The sequence below is a fragment of the Paraherbaspirillum soli genome, assembly GCF_042654985.1.
In the GTDB taxonomy this organism is placed as follows: Bacteria; Pseudomonadota; Gammaproteobacteria; order Burkholderiales; family Burkholderiaceae_D; genus Paraherbaspirillum; species Paraherbaspirillum soli.
Map to the genome: position 1 here is coordinate 40586 of NZ_JBHSMT010000005.1, position 17475 is coordinate 58060.

12 protein-coding genes are annotated in these 17475 nt (G+C 59.6%); 3 read left to right on the forward strand and 9 right to left on the reverse strand.

The genetic code is table 11. The annotated features are described in order from the left end of the window. Positions 1-319: 319 nt before the first annotated feature. From ACFPM8_RS01120 to lptF, 4 genes are all read right to left on the reverse strand, one after another. The gene (locus ACFPM8_RS01120; protein ID WP_378994093.1) at positions 320-709 is read right to left on the reverse strand and encodes a hypothetical protein; all 390 of its coding nucleotides are present in this window, start codon (positions 707-709) and stop codon (positions 320-322) included. Positions 710-1214: 505 nt separating this feature from the next. Continuing rightward, on the reverse strand, positions 1215-1628 hold the full coding sequence (locus tag ACFPM8_RS01125; RefSeq protein ID WP_378994095.1) for a sirohydrochlorin chelatase: 414 nt from the start codon (positions 1626-1628) through the stop codon (positions 1215-1217). Positions 1629-1642: 14 nt separating this feature from the next. Further along, complete coding sequence (gene lptG / locus ACFPM8_RS01130; protein ID WP_378994097.1) at positions 1643-2779, reverse strand: LPS export ABC transporter permease LptG; 1137 nt, start codon at positions 2777-2779, stop codon at positions 1643-1645. Next, positions 2776-3909 carry an LPS export ABC transporter permease LptF gene (gene lptF / locus ACFPM8_RS01135; protein ID WP_378994099.1) on the reverse strand — a complete coding sequence of 378 codons (1134 nt, stop codon included), beginning with the start codon at positions 3907-3909 and terminating at the stop codon, positions 2776-2778. Before lptF ends, lptG begins: the two co-directional genes overlap by 4 nt. Before the next feature lie 36 nt (positions 3910-3945). On the opposite strand from lptF, the gene ACFPM8_RS01140 reads away from it, so the two are divergent. Continuing rightward, positions 3946-5478, forward strand: a complete 1533-nt coding sequence (locus ACFPM8_RS01140; protein ID WP_378994101.1) for a leucyl aminopeptidase — start codon at positions 3946-3948, stop codon at positions 5476-5478. A gap of 320 nt (positions 5479-5798) precedes the next feature. Next, on the forward strand, positions 5799-14681 hold the full coding sequence (locus ACFPM8_RS01145; protein ID WP_378994103.1) for a glycoside hydrolase family 94 protein: 8883 nt from the start codon (positions 5799-5801) through the stop codon (positions 14679-14681). A 161-nt stretch (positions 14682-14842) separates the two neighbouring features. On the opposite strand, the gene ACFPM8_RS01150 is transcribed toward ACFPM8_RS01145, so the two are convergent. Together ACFPM8_RS01150 and ACFPM8_RS01155 are read right to left on the reverse strand one after the other, a co-directional pair. Further along, positions 14843-15205, reverse strand: a complete 363-nt coding sequence (locus ACFPM8_RS01150; RefSeq protein ID WP_378994105.1) for a hypothetical protein — start codon at positions 15203-15205, stop codon at positions 14843-14845. Positions 15206-15219: 14 nt separating this feature from the next. Further along, entirely contained in the window at positions 15220-15429 is a 210-nt protein-coding gene (locus ACFPM8_RS01155; protein ID WP_378994107.1) for a DNA-binding protein, read from the reverse strand. Positions 15430-15522: 93 nt separating this feature from the next. Between ACFPM8_RS01155 and ACFPM8_RS01160 the strand changes: the two genes are divergently transcribed. Continuing rightward, a complete protein-coding gene (locus ACFPM8_RS01160; RefSeq protein ID WP_378994108.1) occupies positions 15523-15879 on the forward strand; it encodes a helix-turn-helix domain-containing protein in 357 nt (118 codons plus the stop codon). Between the two features lie 161 nt (positions 15880-16040). On the opposite strand, the gene ACFPM8_RS01165 is transcribed toward ACFPM8_RS01160, so the two are convergent. From ACFPM8_RS01165 to xth, 3 genes are all read right to left on the reverse strand, one after another. Continuing rightward, on the reverse strand, positions 16041-16334 hold the full coding sequence (locus ACFPM8_RS01165; RefSeq protein WP_378994110.1) for an addiction module antidote protein: 294 nt from the start codon (positions 16332-16334) through the stop codon (positions 16041-16043). A gap of 9 nt (positions 16335-16343) precedes the next feature. Next, complete coding sequence (locus tag ACFPM8_RS01170) at positions 16344-16634, reverse strand: type II toxin-antitoxin system RelE/ParE family toxin (RefSeq protein ID WP_378994112.1); 291 nt, start codon at positions 16632-16634, stop codon at positions 16344-16346. A 67-nt stretch (positions 16635-16701) separates the two neighbouring features. Continuing rightward, positions 16702-17466: an exodeoxyribonuclease III gene (xth, locus tag ACFPM8_RS01175; protein ID WP_378994497.1), complete on the reverse strand. Its 765-nt coding sequence runs from the start codon at positions 17464-17466 to the stop codon at positions 16702-16704. Positions 17467-17475: the final 9 nt, after the last annotated feature.

Sequence of the window (17475 nt, forward strand, 5' to 3'; positions counted from 1 at the left end):
CCTCTCAAACCGTAGCGAGCAGCCCCGAGATTGGGTCGCAGTAGGTTTTTAGCAGTGCCCTTAAGAGCCGGTCATGTGGAGCGAGTAAAGATGTAGAGCCTCATGCGCATGGGGACTATCGCGCAGACGACAGCAGCGGTGAAAAAGGTATTCCGCCAGCCGATTGCTCCCTGCTCGGGTTCAGCCAATCGACACGGGAAAATGTGAAGAGGCGCTAAATCCGGATCGGGCAAATGCGCATGCCGCTTTTACAAACTTTTGTTAAATATTTTTCCCTGCAACAGGGACAACTCGAACAGCCCATAGCAAAAACTCCTTATCAAGAAGACAGTGCCGCCCTTGCCTGAACGTGTCGGCCCGCCGGCGCTGCATGAGCGGATCGCTTTGGAATGCTCTCCCAACGCACACTGCGCACGCCGACTTCCCTGCCCAAACGGGTCACCAGTTGGACCAGCCCGGCACGCTCGCTGACCGAACACATCAGTTCCACCGTGATACTGGTCAAATGGGCTTGCACCGCAGGTTCATTGCCTCGATAAGTGACGTCGTAAGCGGTAAGCAATTGCTGCGCCAACGCCATCACATGCGCCGCTTCGGAAGTGCGGCAGATAGTGACGATACGGTATGGCAGAGGCGCTTCGATGCCGCTATGGCGTGGGGCGAACCAACGATACTTGTTTAAGAATGAATGCAATTTGTTGAAATGCATGGCGATACCCTTCCCTTTGCGTCGTTCGGGATGGTGCCGACCCAATTCAATCCGCGCATGACGCGCACGGAATAGAAACCGGAACAGCACGATAGAACGCGATCCGCCCCGAAGGCAGCACGAACGACGATCTTCAATAAACGGATGGGAGTATCTGCTGCGGTCTGTGATTACCGCGATACTACAGCTCGCAATGCGCAAGCCGTAGCGGAGGGAGGTCTGCTAATGGCTATGCGAATTGTGCCGGGCTGAGGGCCCATCCACGTCTACTACTAGAACAACTGTCCAAGATATGGACCTCCATGTGATGCAATGCGGGGGATTCTATTGCTTGTCGGCTAGCTGCGTCAAGTAAAAATATCTTTACATTCCAAAAAAAATCTGATTGGCTCCAAAATTTAGCCGCCGATAAAAGCAGCATCAGTCAGCGCGGGGTCGAACCGATTTATGCGGCACGGGTCTTTGGACTGGCGGATGCTGAAAGGACAGCAAACCTCGTCCAATATCATGCTCGGTCCAGAGTAGTCACGCAGTACTGTGCGATAGCGCTCAACACCTCAGGCTGCTCGCCGGCCGCCTGCGCCACCTCGATGGACAGCGTCGGATGCTGTTGCCGGGCCTGCTCGATCAACAGCGGCAAATCGCGCCGGACATGACCGCCCTGCCCCAAAAACACCGGCACCACGCTGACCTCGGCAACACCGCTAGCGGCCAATTGCGCCAGCAATTGCGGCAGATCCGGCTGCATCAATTCGAGAAACGCCAGCGCGACATGCACCGTCGGCAATTGCGCTTGAATCAGTTGTTGCAAGCGCTCAAACGGCGCCGCCCAGGCAGGATCGCGGGCGCCGTGGGCGAACAGAACAAGAGCTTGATTCGGGGCTTGATGCGGCGCTTGGCCTGAGGTTTGCAGTGACATATCGACCCCCCGTATCAATGCCGCCGCTCGATCCGCCACAAAACGCCGATCGCGACCAGCAGGAACAAGGTGCTGGGCAAGGCCGCCGTGACGAAAGGCGGCCAGGTATTGAGCAATCCGAGGTGCGAGAACAAGGTATTGACCAGCTGGAAACTGACGCCAATCATGATGCCGGTAAAGATCTTCAAGCTGACGCCGCCGGCGCGGAAATGCAGATAAGCAAATGGCAGCGCCAACGCCATCATGACCAATACCGACAGCGGATAAACCACCTTCTTCCAGAACGCGATTTCATAGCGCTCGGTATGCTGGTTGTTCTCCTTCAGATGGCCGATATAGCTATTCAGATTGTAGGCTGACATGCGGTCGGGATCGGCAAACAATACCGACAGGATTTCCGGCGTGATTTCGGACACCAGGTCCTTGCTGGCGAATTTTTTGGTGGCGATCGAGCGCGTGATGTCTTCGACCGAAGCGCCATTGGCGAAATCGGTTTGCACCACATCGCTCATGCGCCACATATGGGTGCCCTGATAATTGGCGTGCCCGGCCAGAATCATCGACGTCAGATGCTGGTTGCGATCGAACTCGTACAATTTGACGCCCTGCAGTTCGCCGTCAGGACGGATTTCGCGAATATTGACAAAGCGCGAACCGACCACCTCACCCGTCATGCCGCCGGCCCGAATCACATCCTTGCTCCACAAACCCGATTTGAACTGCTGCGAAATGGAAGCTCCCTTGGCGCGCAGTTTTATTTTTTCAGCAAACTCGGCGCTTTTGGGGGCGATGAACTCACCGATCAACACGGTCGCCAGGACGAAAATCAAACCGATCTTGAACAGCATCGCGGCGGTCATCGTGGTCGACATGCTGGACGCACGCATGATGGTGAATTCCGAGCGGGCGGCAAATTGCGACAGCGTGTAAATGGTCCCGATCAGCGCCGCAATCGGCATCAATTCATAAGCATTGCCCGGCATCCCCAACAGTACGAAGAAAAACGCATGCTGCAATTTATAGCCGCCGCGGCCAACCGATTGCAGCTCACTGGTCAAATCGAAAAATGCAATCAGCGCCAGCAGCACCGCCAACGCGAACAGGACCGAGCGAACAATCTCGGTGGTGAAATAACGCTGCAGGACTTTCATGCTGCCGCCGATCGTTTGACTAAACGGGCGTGCTTGACCGCAGACCACATGACCAACGGATGGAACCGGCTATTGACATTGAGACGCCACAGGAACAACAGGCCGACGATGATCAGCACCGTCAGATGCATGGGCCACCAGGCGAGTCCGAACGACAGCCGTTTTTGCACGACCGAGGCCTGGAACACGCTGGTCATGTTGCTGTATGCCACGTACAGCAACAGCGCGATCACCAGGTTGCCGGAACGTCCGACGCGCGGATTGACGAAGCTCAAAGGGATCGCCAGCAGCATCAGGCAAAGGGCCATCAGCGGCAGCGACAAGCGCCACAATAATTCGCCCATATTGAAATCGTTGCGGTCTTTCAGCAGAGCCGAGGTCGGCAGCGCGCGCGCCGATTTATCGCCGCTCACCGCTTGCGAATGGCTCGCCACCAGCACGCCATAGCGTTCGAATTCCATCACCCGCAATTCGGTCTGATTCGGTACTCCGTCATAACGGCGGCCCTGCGACAGGATCAGGAATTTATCGCCGTTCTTGTCGGTTTCGACCACCCCTTCCTTGGCCGCGACCACGCTATTTTTTCCTTCGTCCTGCGTGTTCACGAAAACGTTCTTTACTTTAGAGCTGTCGCCGGAAAATCCTTCGACGAAAAAAATCCGGTTGGCGGCTGCCGACTCTTGAAACTTGCCGGGCGAAACCTTGGAAATATCTTCCCGCTTTTCAAAGCGTTCGCGGTATTGGGCGCTCTGGTTATTGGCCCACGGCGTCGCGACAAAGCTCAGGATGGCGGTCAGCAGGATGATAGGGAAGCCGAAGTCGAGCACCGGCTTGACCCAGGTCACCAGGCTCTGGCCGGAGGCGAACCAGACCACCATTTCAGAATCCTGGTAGCTGCGGGTGACAACCAGCAGCACCGAAATATATCCGGTCAGGATCAATAGGATAGGCAGGTAATTCAGGGATTGGAAACCGATCAGGGCGACCACGTCCTGCGATGCGATCTGGCCGCCGGCGGCCTGGCCCAGGATCTTGATCAACATCACGGTGATGATAATTGTGAAGAGCGTCGTAAATACTGCACCAGCGGTGCTAATTAATTCGCGTCTGAGTGCGCGCTGAAAGATCATTGGGGAATATAATTGTGGATTGACAAGGAGTGACTGATGGACTTTAGCATAAAAACCAACGACGCAAAAACCTCAATTGCCAGTCTCAAATCCGGCTGTATCGTAGTCGGAATTTACGAAAACAAGAAACTGTCGCCACAAGCGCAAGCTCTTGATAATCTTGGAAAATCCAGCGGTGAAATTACTGCCGCACTAAAGTCCGGGGACATTTCCGGCAAACCCGGTTCCTATTTACTGCTGCGCAAAGTCGCAGGCGTCGCCGCCGAGCGCGTCCTGCTGATCGGTCTCGGTAAAGAAGGCGAACTGAACGACAAGGTGATTTCCACCGCCGCGCTGTGCGTGGCAAAAGTGCTGGCGACACTGGGCGGCAACGATGCATTGATCGCGCTGCCGTTCGACAGCATCAAGGACCGCGATCTGGCGTGGGCGATCCGCACCAGCATCCTGGTACTGCGTGAAAACAGCTATCGCTCGGATGGCCTGAAGAGTAAAAAAGAAACAACATCGGAAGGCGTCAAGAAAGTCGCTTTCCTGGCGACTACCGCGCAAGGCGCAGCTGCCAAAGAAGCCGTCGCGCATGGCCTGGCGCTGGCCAACGGCATCGAGCTGACCAAGGACCTGGGTAACCTGCCGGGCAATTTCTGCACCCCGACCTACCTCGCCAACACCGCCAAGAAACTGGCAAAAGATTTCAAATTGACAGTCGAAGTGCTCGACCGCAAACAGCTCGAAGCATTAAAGATGGGCAGCTTCCTGTCGGTCACGCGCGGCGGCGACGAACCGCCAAAATTCATCGTCTTGAAACATCTGGGCGGCAAAGCCAAAGATGCACCGACCGTCCTGGTCGGCAAAGGCATCACCTTCGACTCCGGCGGCATTTCGCTGAAGCCGGGCGCGGCCATGGATGAAATGAAATACGACATGTGCGGCGCCGCTTCGGTGCTGGGCACCTTCCGCGCGATCGCCGAACTGAAACTGAAACTGAACGTGATCGGCGTCATTCCTGCGACCGAGAACATGCCGTCCGGCAGCGCCACCAAGCCGGGCGACATCGTGACCTCGATGTCCGGCCAGACCATCGAAATCCTGAACACCGATGCCGAAGGCCGCCTGGTCCTGTGCGACGCGCTGACTTATGTCGAACGCTTCAAGCCTGCCGCCGTGGTCGATATCGCGACCTTGACCGGTGCTTGCATAACTTCGCTCGGCCATCACAATTCCGGCCTGTTCACACGGCACGATAGCGCCCACGACGAACTGGCAAATGAATTGCTGAGCGCCGGCAAAGCGACTGGCGACACCGCCTGGCGCATGCCGATCGAAGATAGCTACCAGGAACAGCTGAAGTCGAATTTTGCCGACATGGCAAACATCGGCGGCTCGGCCGGCGGCAGCATTACCGCAGCCTGCTTCCTTGAGCGCTACACCAAGAACTACACCTGGGCTCATCTGGACATCGCCGGTACTGCATGGAAGAACGGCCCAGCCAAGGGCGCAACCGGCCGTCCGGTATCGCTGCTGACGACCTTCCTGATGAACCGGGCCGATCGCGCAGCCGCGAGCAAGTAATCTCACCGGCAAGTAAGTAGTATCTAGCTGTCGGAGTAGCAATATCGCTCCGACAGCTAGCAAACAGCTCCCCGTCCCGCAGCTTTGCCCCATTCCATAGTTCTGCATCTCCCCGTGAAATCCGCTTTGATCTATGCCACAATCCGTGAGCAATAGTTTCCGCACGGATATCTTTCAAGTATTCCACCGTCATTACTAACAGGCGGTTTGTACTATCCGCAATGTCTATGATTCACAGATTGACCTGCTGAAAGCTGCTGCGAGCGACTGTTTCAAGTCCTGCAACACCCTTTTGGCGGCACTGAGAAAGGGACTCGGAATTGAAAGCACAACTCCACACCTGGCTAAATCGCGTCCATCACATCCGCGAACGCTTGCTCAGCCCTCATCCAGCATCGAAAGCCATCGGCGACGAACGACCGCTGCGCGCCGAACTGTTCAGCGCGATGCAAATGGAACAGCATGGAAAGCAGTTGGCGGCGACCCATCAAATCAATCCGCAGCGCAGCCCGGACCAGCTTCTGACGCGGCTCGCCGATAACGAACGGGTGCTGATCCAGGCCTGCAATCTGCTGATCGCCGCGGTCAAGGCCAAACGCCAGATCACGCCGGCGGCGGAATGGCTGCTGGATAATTTCTACCTGATCGAAGAACAGATCCGGACCGCCAAGCGGCATCTGCCCAAAGGCTACAGCCAGGAGTTGCCGCGCCTGCTGAAGGGGCCGTCGGCAGGCCTGCCGCGGGTGTACGACATTGCGCTGGAAACCATTTCGCATGGCGACGCCCGGGTCGACCCCGAAAGCCTGAGCCGCTTCGTCACCGCCTACCAGAAAATAACGCCGCTGAAGCTGGGCGAGTTATGGGCCATCCCCATCATGCTGCGGCTGGCGTTGATCGAAAATTTGCGGCGGGTGGCGGCACGCCTGGTCACCAGCAGCGAAAACCGCAACCTGGCCGACACCTGGGCCGACAAGATGATAGGCATGGCCGAACGCGATCCCAGCAACCTGATCCTGGTGATCGCCGACATGGCGCGCTCCGATCCGCCGATGGCCGGTTCGTTTGTGGCCGAGCTGGCGCGCCGGCTGCAAGGCCAGGGACCGGCGCTAGCGCTGCCGCTGACCTGGATCGAACAACGCCTGTCGCAATCCGGCGTGACCATCGAACAATTGGTCCTGACCGAAATCCAGCAACAAGCCGCCGACCAGGTGTCGATCAGCAACAGCATCGGCAGTCTGCGCTTCCTCGGCAACATGAACTGGAGCGAGTTCGTCGAAACCATGAGCATCGTCGAACAATGCCTGCGCAACGATCCCGGCGAGGTTTACGGCCACATGGATTTCAGCACCCGCGATCAATACCGGCACAGCGTCGAACGGATCGCCAGGCACTCCGGCTGGCCGGAGTTCGACGTCGCTCAGCAGGCCGTCGCATTGGCGCGCCAGGTCGCCGCCGACAATCACGAGCAGGCCAGCGCAATCAATAACGCCGCCGCCCCGGACCTGCGGCGCGCGCACGTCGGTTATTACCTGATCGATGCCGGCTTGCCGCAACTGGAACAGATCGCCGGGGTCCGCCTGCCGCCATATCAGGCGCTGCGCAAGGCGATCCGGCGCGTGCCGCTGCAGCTGTATCTGAGCGGCATCGCGTTGTTGACGCTATTGTTTAGCGCCGGTTTGAGCTACCGCGCCTACCTGCATGCGGCCGAAACCTGGCAACTGATTGCGATCGGCATCTTGTCGCTGGTCGCCGGCAGTCATCTGGCAGTGGCGATCATCAATTGGCTGGCGACGCTGCTGGCGGCCCCGAAACGCTTGCCGCGGATGGATTTTTCCAAAGGAATTCCAGCCGCCATGCGGACCCTGGTCGCCGTGCCCAGCATGCTGACCGATCCGGACGGCATCGACCAATTGAGCGAAGCGCTGGAAGTCCGGTTTTTAGCCAATCGAGATCCGCACCTGCATTTCTGCCTGCTGACCGATTTCCGCGATGCCGCCAACGAGACCCAGCCGGAAGACGCGTTGCTGCTGCAACTGGCGCAGCAACGGATCGAGGAACTGAACCTGAAATACAGCGCCGGCAGCGACAACATATTCTTTCTATTCCATCGTCCGCGACGGTGGAATCCGCAAGAAAAAATCTGGATGGGCTATGAACGCAAGCGCGGCAAACTGGCCGACCTGAACGCCTATCTGCGCGGCGCGGCGCAGGATGCCTTCATGCTGGTGGTGGGCAAGCCGGACCTGCTAGCGAGCGCCAAATACGTCATCACGCTGGATACCGATACCCAGCTGCCGCGCGACACCGGCCACCAGTTTGTCGGCGCCATGGCGCATCCGCTGAACCGGCCGCATTACGACCCGACGCTGCAACGCGTGACAGCCGGTTACACGGTGCTGCAGCCGAGAGTCGCGGTCAGCCTGCCTGGCTCCAACGCCTCGCGCTACACCCGCCTGTACGGCGGCGATACCGGCATCGACCCCTACACGCGCGCGGTGTCCGACGTCTATCAGGATCTGTTCGACGAAGGTTCCTACGTCGGCAAGGGGATCTACGACATCGACGCCTTTGAACAGGCTCTGGCCAATCGCCTGCCGGACAACCAGATACTCAGTCATGACTTGCTGGAAGGCTGCTATGCCCGCTCCGGCTTGCTGTCCGACGTCCAGTTGTACGAGGACCATCCGAGCCGCTACGGCAGCGACGTCAGCCGCCGCCATCGCTGGATTCGCGGCGATTGGCAAATTTCCGGCTGGCTGCTGAGCCGGGTCCCGCGCCCAAAACAACAGCCGCTACAAGCTGCGCTGCCAGCGCAAAAAAACCCGCTGTCGACGCTCTCGCACTGGAAAATTTTCGACAACCTGCGGCGCAGCCTGGTCCCGGCCGCACTCACTCTGCTGCTGGTTCTGGGATGGAGCCTGGCCGACGCGCCATGGTTCTGGAGCGCTGCCGTGCTCGCCATCATCGCCTTGCCGTGCCTGATCAGCGCGCTGCTGGATTCGCTGCGCAAATCGAGCGACGTCTTATGGTGGCAGCATCTGCAGGCCGTGCTCGGCACCTGCGGCCGGCATCTGGCGCAAGCGCTGCTGACCCTGGCTTTCCTGCCCTATGAAGCCTGCTTCAGCCTGGATGCGATCTTGCGTACCGCCTGGCGCATGCTGGTATCGCGCCGGGGTCTGCTGGAATGGCAGCCGTCCAGCGACAGCGGCCGTTGCATCGCCGCCGACATGCTGTCCACTTATCGCGCCATGTGGGTCGCGCCGGCACTGGCGCTGGCGATCGCCGCCGGCCTGCTGGCAATCTCGCCGCCGGCATTTGCCGTGGCCGCCAATGTCTTGTTGCTGTGGCTGTGCGCGCCGGCGCTGGCATGGTGGATCAGCCGCCCGCTATTGCCCGCACCGGCGACGCTGAGCGATGCCCAGCACCGCTTCTTGCGCAAGCTATCACGCAAGACCTGGGCCTTCTTCGAAACCTATGTCGGCCCGGAAGACAACTGGCTGCCGCCCGACAATGTGCAGGAACACCCGGTCGCCGTGGTCGCCCACCGCACCTCGCCGACCAACATCGGACTGGCGCTGCTGACCAACCTGGCGGCCCACGATTTCGGCTACATCCTGGCCGAACAACTGCTGGAGCGCGTAGTCCACACGCTGCGCACGCTGGAAACGCTGGAACGCCATCGCGGCCATTTCTATAACTGGTACGACACCCAAACCTTGAAGCCGCTGCATCCGACTTACGTCTCTACCGTCGATAGCGGCAATCTGGCCGGACATCTGCTGACGCTGCAACCGGGATTGACCGCACTGGTCGATCAGCCGATTATCGGCACGCAGTGGCTGGCCGGATGCCGCGACACCTTCGCCGTGCTGTCCGAACTGGCTGAACAGGAAGACGACAGCCAGACCAGCGCCGAGCGCGCCCAGTTTCTAGGCGCACTAGACTTTGCCAGCAACGCGCCGCCAACCACCCTGGACGGCTTGCAGCAACTGACGGCGCAACTGCTGATGGATGCGGTGGCGCTGGAACAGAGAGCCCAGCTGGTCCATGACGCCGAACTCCACTGGTGGGCACAGGCGCTGGTGCAGCAATGCCGTACCGCGCAAGAAACGCTGACGCTGCGGGCGCCGTGGTTGCTGCTACCGGAAATTGCATCGTGGTTGCAGACGCTGCCTATCCTGAATGCGATTCCGACCCCGCGCGACCTGATCGGCCTCAAAGCGCAATTGAAGCAGGAAACCAAGGACCACGATTGGAGCGACGCGCAACAGGCGCAACTGGGCGAGATCCGCAAGCAGGTCGCGCTGGCCGCGCAACGTGCAGCCGAACAATACAAGACCATCGAACGCCTGACCTTGCAACTGCGCGAGTTGGCGCAGATGGAATACGACTTCCTGTACGACAAAGCCAGTCACCTGCTGGCGATCGGCTATAACGTCAGCGAACGGCGGCGCGATGCCAGCTATTACGATCTGCTGGCGTCCGAAGCGCGCCTATCCAGCTTCGTCGCCATCGCCCAGGGCCAGGTGCCGCAAGAAAACTGGTTCTCTTTGGGGCGGCAATTGACCACCGCCGGCGGCGCGCCGATCCTGCTGTCATGGAGCGGTTCCATGTTCGAATACCTGATGCCGCTGCTGGTGATGCCGACCTTCGACAACACGCTGCTGGATCAGACCTGCCGCGCAGCGGTGCAGCGCCAGATCGACTATGGCGCCCAGAGCGGCACACCGTGGGGGATTTCGGAGTCGGGTTATCACACCTTCGACGCCAGCCTGAATTATCAGTACCGCGCCTTCGGCGTGCCGGGCCTCGGCCTCAAGCGCGGTCTGGCCGACGACCTGGTGATCGCGCCCTACGCATCGGTGCTGGCGCTGATGGTCGCGCCGGAACAAGCCTGCCTCAATCTGCAGCGGCTCTCCGCCAGCGGCTTCGAAGGCAAGTACGGCATGGTGGAGGCGATCGACTACACTCCGGCGCGCATGCCGCGCGGCCAAGCCTATGCCGTGATTCGCTCGTTCATGGCGCACCATCAAGGCATGAGCCTGCTGGCGCTGGCCTATCAGCTGCTGGACCGCCCGATGCAGCGGCGCTTTGCCGCCGACCCGCTATTCCAGGCCACCATGCTGCTGCTGCACGAGCGCATCCCCAAAGCCGGCGCGTTCTACTCCAACACCGAACAACTGTCGGCAATCCGCACCGTGGCCGCCAGCAGCCAGGAGATGCCGGTGCGCGTGCTCAACAGCCCGCACACCTCCGTGCCGGAGGTGCAACTACTCTCCAACGGCCGCTATCACGTGATGGTCACCAACGCCGGCGGCGGCTCCAGCCGCTGGCGCGATCTGGCCGTCAGCCGCTGGCGCGAAGACACCACCTGCGATCACTGGGGCACCTTCTGTTACGTGCGCGACATCGCCAGCGGCGCGTTCTGGTCGAGCGCCTACCAGCCGACCCGCAAGCAACCGAAAAGCTACGAAGTCATTTTTTCCGAAGGACGCGCCGAATATCGGCGGCACGATAACGACTTCGACATGCACACCGAAATCGTGGTCTCGCCGGAGGACGATATCGAACTGCGCCGCAGCCGCATCACCAATCGCTCGCGCAGCCGCCGCACGATCGACATCTCCAGCTACTCGGAAGTGGTGCTGGCGCCGGCCGCCGCCGATAACGCCCATACCGCGTTCAGCAACCTGTTTGTGCAAACCGAAATCGTGCCCGACCGGCGCGCGATCCTGTGCACCCGGCGGCCGCGCTCGATCAATGAAAAGTCGCCGTGGATGTTCCACCTGATGGCGGCCCACGGCGCCCGGGTCGAAGTCGTTTCTTACGAAACCGACCGCATGCAATTCATCGGCCGCGGCAACAGTGTCGCCGCCCCGCAAGCGATGTTACGCGGCACCCTGTCCGGCAGCCAGGGTCCGGTGCTCGACCCGATCGTCGCGATCCGCTACCGCATCACCCTGGCGCCCGAGCAAACCGTCACCATCGATATGGTGACCGGCATCGGCGACAACCGCGACGCCTGCCTGGCGCTGGTCGACAAATACCAGGACCGCCATCTGGCCGACCGCGTGTTCGACCTGTCCTGGACCCACAGCCAGGTGATCTTGCGCCAGATCAATGCCAGCGATGCCGACTCGCAGTTGTACGGCCGGTTGGCCAATTCGATCATCTATTCCAATAACCTGTTGCGCACCGACGCCAGCGTGCTGATCAAAAATCAGCGCGGCCAATCCGGCCTGTGGAGCTACGCGATATCGGGCGATTTGCCTATCGTGCTGTTGCAGATCAAGGATCTGGAAAACATCGAACTGGTGCGGCAACTGGTGCAGGCCCACGCTTACTGGCGGCTGAAAGGCCTGGCGGTGGACCTGGTGATCTGGAACGAAGACCACGCCAGTTATCGGCAATTGCTGCAAGACCAGATCATGGGCATGATCGCAGCCGGCATCGAAGCCCATGTGATCGACCGCCCGGGCGGCATTTTCGTGCGGCCGGGCGACCAGATTTCGAGCGAGGACAGGATCCTGCTGCAATCGGTGGCAAGGGTCATCATCAGCGACAGCCGCGGCACCCTGGCCGAACAAGTCAACCGGCGCGGCTTGCTGGAAGTGCGGGTACCGCATCTGGCCGCCAGCAAAAAACCGGCGCTGGCCGAAGGCGGCGACGACCCGCAACCGCCGTCAGGCAGACTGGGCGCGGCGGCCAACGTCGCCCAGCGACCGGAACTGATGCAGTCCCTGATACTGTCCAACGGCATCGGCGGCTTCACCCCGGACGGCCGCGAATACGTCATCCACAGCAGCCAGCGGCAACAGACGCCGGCGCCCTGGGTCAACGTCATCGCCAACCCGGATTTCGGCACCGTGATCGCCGAAAACGGCAGCGCATACAGCTGGGGCGAAAACGCTCATGAGTTCCGGCTGACGCCATGGCATAACGACGCCGTCAGCAACGCCAGCGGCGAGGCTTTCTATCTGCGCGACGAAGAAACCACCGAGTGCTGGTCGCCCACCCCGCTGCTGGTGGCCGACGCCGACGATGCCGCCAACCCGCCTTATGTCACCCGCCACGGCTTCGGCTACAGCGTTTTTGAGCACACCGAAAACGGCATCGTCTCGACCCTCTGGGTGTACGTCGCCACCGATGCTTCGGTCAAGTATTCGGTGCTCAAGGTGCGCAACCAATCGGGTCGCGCACGCCAGTTGTCGGCGACCGGCTACGTCGAATGGGTGCTCGGCGATTTGCGCCATAAATCGGCGATGCATGTGATCACCGAAGTCGATCCCAACAGCGGCGCGCTGTTGGCGCGCAACGCCTACAACACCGAGTTCCACAACCGGGTCGCCTTCTTCGATGTCGACGACCCCAATCGCACGGTCAGCGGCGACCGCATCGAATTCATCGGCCGCAACGGTTCGCTGCGCCGCCCGCAAGCACTGGAACGCCAGCACTTGTCGGGCAAGGTCGGCGCCGGTCTCGATCCGTGCGCCGCGCTGCAAGTGCCGTTTGCGCTGGCCGACGGCGAGGAACGGCAAATCGTTTTCATGCTGGGTCTGGCCAGAAACGGCAGCGCCGAAGCCGGCAACCTGGTGCGCCGCATGCGCGGATCGGCCGCAGCCCAGACCGCACTCGATGCGGTCCATCGCTACTGGCAGCAAACCCTGGGCACGGTGCAGATCAAGACCCCGGATCACTCGCTCAACGTGCTGGCCAACGGCTGGCTGATGTACCAGACCATCGCCTGCCGCCTGTGGGCGCGCAGCGGCTATTACCAATCCGGCGGTGCGTTCGGCTTCCGCGACCAGTTGCAGGATGTGATGACGCTGATCCATACCCAGCCGCAAATGCTACGCAATCATTTACTGCTATGCGCCGCGCATCAATTCGTCGAAGGCGACGTCCAGCACTGGTGGCATCCGCCATCGGATCGCGGGGTGCGCACCAAATGCTCGGACGACTACCTGTGGCTGCCGCTGGCCACCTGCCGCTACGTGATCGCCAGCGGCGACACCGGCGTGCTGAACGAGACCGTCCACTTCCTCGAAGGCCGCGCCGTCAATCCGGATGAGGACTCGTATTACGACCTGCCGGGCCGCTCCTCGCAAGTCGCGAGTCTGTACCAGCATTGCGTGCGCGCGATCAATCACGGCCTGCGCTTTGGCGAGCATGGCTTGCCGCTGATCGGATCGTGCGACTGGAACGACGGCATGGACAAGATCGGCGAGCACGGCCGCGGCGAAAGCGTGTGGCTGGCCTTCTTCCTGTACGACGTCCTGACCCGCTTCGAGGCAATCGCCGCGCTCCACGGCGATGCGGAATTCGCGCAGACCTGCCGCACCGAAGCCATCAAACTGCAAAGCAATATCGAGAAAAATGCCTGGGACGGCGAATGGTATCGACGCGCCTATTTCGACGACGGCACCCCGCTCGGCTCCAGCGCCAATGAGGAATGCCAGATCGACTCGATCTCGCAAAGCTGGTCGGTGCTGTCCGGCTCCGGCGATCCGGCACGCGCGCGCAGCGCGATGCTTGCGGTCGACCGCCGGCTGGTGCGGCGCGACGCGGCGCTGATGCAATTGCTCGATCCACCGTTCGACAAATCCGCCCTCAATCCAGGCTACATCCGCGGCTACGTGCCCGGCGTCCGCGAAAACGGCGGCCAATACACCCACGCCGCAATCTGGGCCACGATGGCGTTCGCCCAACTCGGCGACAGCCGCCGCGCATGGCAACTGCTGGCCTTGATCAATCCGGTCAATCACGGCCGCAGCGCCGCCCAGATCGCGACTTACAAAATCGAACCGTACGTGGTCGCAGCCGACGTCTACGGCGTCGCGCCGCATGTCGGCCGCGGCGGCTGGAGCTGGTACACCGGCTCCGCCGGCTGGATGTATAGGCTGATCGTCGAATCGCTGCTCGGCCTGACGCTGAAAGGCGACCAGCTGTCTTTCGCACCATGCCTGCCCGCCGCCTGGGACGGTTTTTCGCTGCGCTATCGCTATCGCGGCAGCCACTACCAGATCTATGTGACGCAACAGGCCAGCGAACCAGCCAGCATCAGCGTCGACAGCGTGCTCCAGCCCGGGTCGTCGATTACGCTGATCGACGATCAAAGAGAGCACACGGTTGAAGTGCGATTGTTGGTCGCCGCCGGCGAGACCGAGATCGAAAAATCGCTGGAGCCTACTCAGGACGCGTAGGTCGGAAAAGCGTAGCGCCTTCCGACGTTCTGTGCGAACCGCCGAAAAGGCCAAGGGATTGATCGGGTGATGTGATTCACGCCGTCGGAAGGCGCCAAGGGCTTGACCGGGTGATGTGATTCACGCCGTCGGAAGGCGCTGCGCTTTTCCGACCTACCGACCTACCGGCGCTCTTTTATGTGCTTGGCATTGCGGCGCTCAATATCCGCAGCGGCCTGTTCCGCCAGATCGCCGCAAGCGTCGATCGCAAACAGCATCAGCCGCTCGCGGGCGGTGACACTCAACAGCGGCGGGTGTGCCGGGTCGGCATAGTCGCCGCTGGACAAGTCGGTGGCGTGGACCAGTTCCAGACAGGTTTGGATGCCCAAGCAGTAGCTCTTGGTTTTGGACGAGAATTGCGCTTCCGAATCGTGCCGCAGCGCTGCGACCAGCCAGGAGAACGGCTTGTGCAGGGCTTCGGGTTCAGGTGTGTCGCGTACAGGTGGGAAGATGAAAGTTTGATCCGGCTTTTTAGCATAGGTCATACAAGCTCCTGGAGTTAAGCGTTTTCGTAGTGGGTTGAAACGGTTTGCGACTCTTCTTTCATGCCAAGGGCGACTGCGACCTGATGGCCCTTGCCGAAATTTCCCTTCTGGACGCCGCGGATAATGCGCGACACCAGGATGTAATTGAATCCATGCTCATGCGCCCATTGGCGCATCGTCGTTCCTTGCTGCCGCAACTTGCGCTTTACTTGCTCGCCTGTCATAGTTCGACCTCCTTTTAGCCATCAAACGTTAACCAACTTACAATTAATTATGGTTCACAAATGTGTACCTGTCAACAGCTTTAAAGTGCAAATATGGATACCATTGGCGGCAGGTTAAAACAAGAACGCGAACGCCTGGGTAAAACCCAAGTGGAGATGGGTGCGATAGCCGGTGTAACAAAAGGGTCCCAGATTAACTACGAGGGCGACAAACGCGTACCTGATGCCTCATATTTGAAGGCAATTGCTGCAGTTGGAGCTAACGTCCAATACATCATTAGCGGGGATAAAAAAGCGGACGAAAATCCGAGTGTCGAAGAAATTAGAAAAGCGGCAGAAGCCGCATTTCTGATGGTGACTACCAGCGGCATTTCTGTGACACCTCAGCAGTTTTCTCAGATGGTGGTTGCGATGCTTCCTTCTATCACCGAGAAATTGAAGTCCAATTGAAGTTGAATTGATGACGGATAGCCCCGGCGACGTACCGAGATTGAAGAATCGCGACGTGAAAAGGGGCCAGAATTCGTTCGCGACAAACCTGCGAAAAAACGCTGACCCCGTTCAACCATTGATTCGCTATTACGCCGTTTCACCCCATAGGCGTCGCGCTCTTATGCCGCACTCACATGCAGCTTCAATCCCAGCGCCTTGACTACTTTCAGAATGGTGCCAAATTCCGGATTCCCTTCGCCAGAAAGCGCTTTGTACAGGCTCTCACGTGCCAGTCCTGTATCACGGGCGACTTGGCTCATGCCGCGGGCGCGGGCAATGACGCCTAGGGCGTGGGCGATAAAGGCGGGATCATCGCCAGCCTCCTCAAGACATGCATCGAAATAGGCAACGATATCCTCTTCCGTTTGCAGGTGCTCGGCAGAATCCCATTTCCGCAGTTTTACGGTTTCCATTTCATTCTCCTAAAGTTGTCGTGCCAATTCGAGCGCGGTCGCAATATCTTTGCCCTGCGTTGATTTATCCCCGCCAGCAAGCAATATGACCAGCTCGTAACCGCGTTGTACAAAATACACGCGGTAGCCGGCGCCAAAGTGAATCCGCATCTCGGAAACGCCGTCCCCAACCGGTTCACAATCGCCGAAATTACCCAGCTCAGCACGGTCAATACGCATTTGGATGCGCGCTTTAACGCTGCGATCACGCAATGAAACAAACCAATTATCAAATGCCAAGGTTGTCTGGATAATTTTCATAAACAACTGTATCCCATGGATTACAACATGTCAAATCCGTCACGTTGGCCTGGAAAGCCCAATGCCCTTAACCCAGAGTTGCTATCACCGGCGCGTGATCCGACGGCTGCTCCCATTTGCGCGGCACCTTGTCGATGACGCAGGCCGTGCATTTTGCCGCCAATGCCGGCGACAGCAGGATATGGTCGATCCGCAGGCCGCGATTCAAGCGGAATCCCATCTGCCGATAATCCCACCAGCTATACAGCTTCTCGGGCTGCTCGAACATGCGAAACGCATCGGTCAACTCCAGCCCCTGCAAGCGCACGAACGCGGCGCGCTCGGCCGGCGACACCAGCACACTGCCCTCCCACGCTGCCGGATCATGCACATCGCGATCTTCCGGCGCGATGTTGTAATCGCCCAGCAACGCCAATTGCGCATGCTGTTTGCACTCGCCCTGCAACCAGTCGTGCAGCGCATCGAGCCACTTCAGCTTGTATTGATACTTATCCGAATCGAGCGCCTGGCCATTGGGAATATAGGCGCAAACAATCCGCATGCCCTCAATGGTGGCGGCAATGATGCGCTGCTGCGGGTCTTCGTAGAGAGGATTGTTCTTGACGACATCACCGATCGGATGGCGCGACAGGATGGCGACCCCGTTATAGGTTTTCTGGCCGCTGAACACCACCTGATAACCAGCGGCCTCGATCTCCGCCACCGGGAATTTATCGTCGGTCAGTTTGGTTTCCTGCAAGGTCAGCACATCGACCGGGTTATCGGTCAGCCATTGCAGCACTTGCGGCAAACGGACCTTCAAGGAATTTACGTTCCAGGTTGCTATTTTCATCATTTTTTT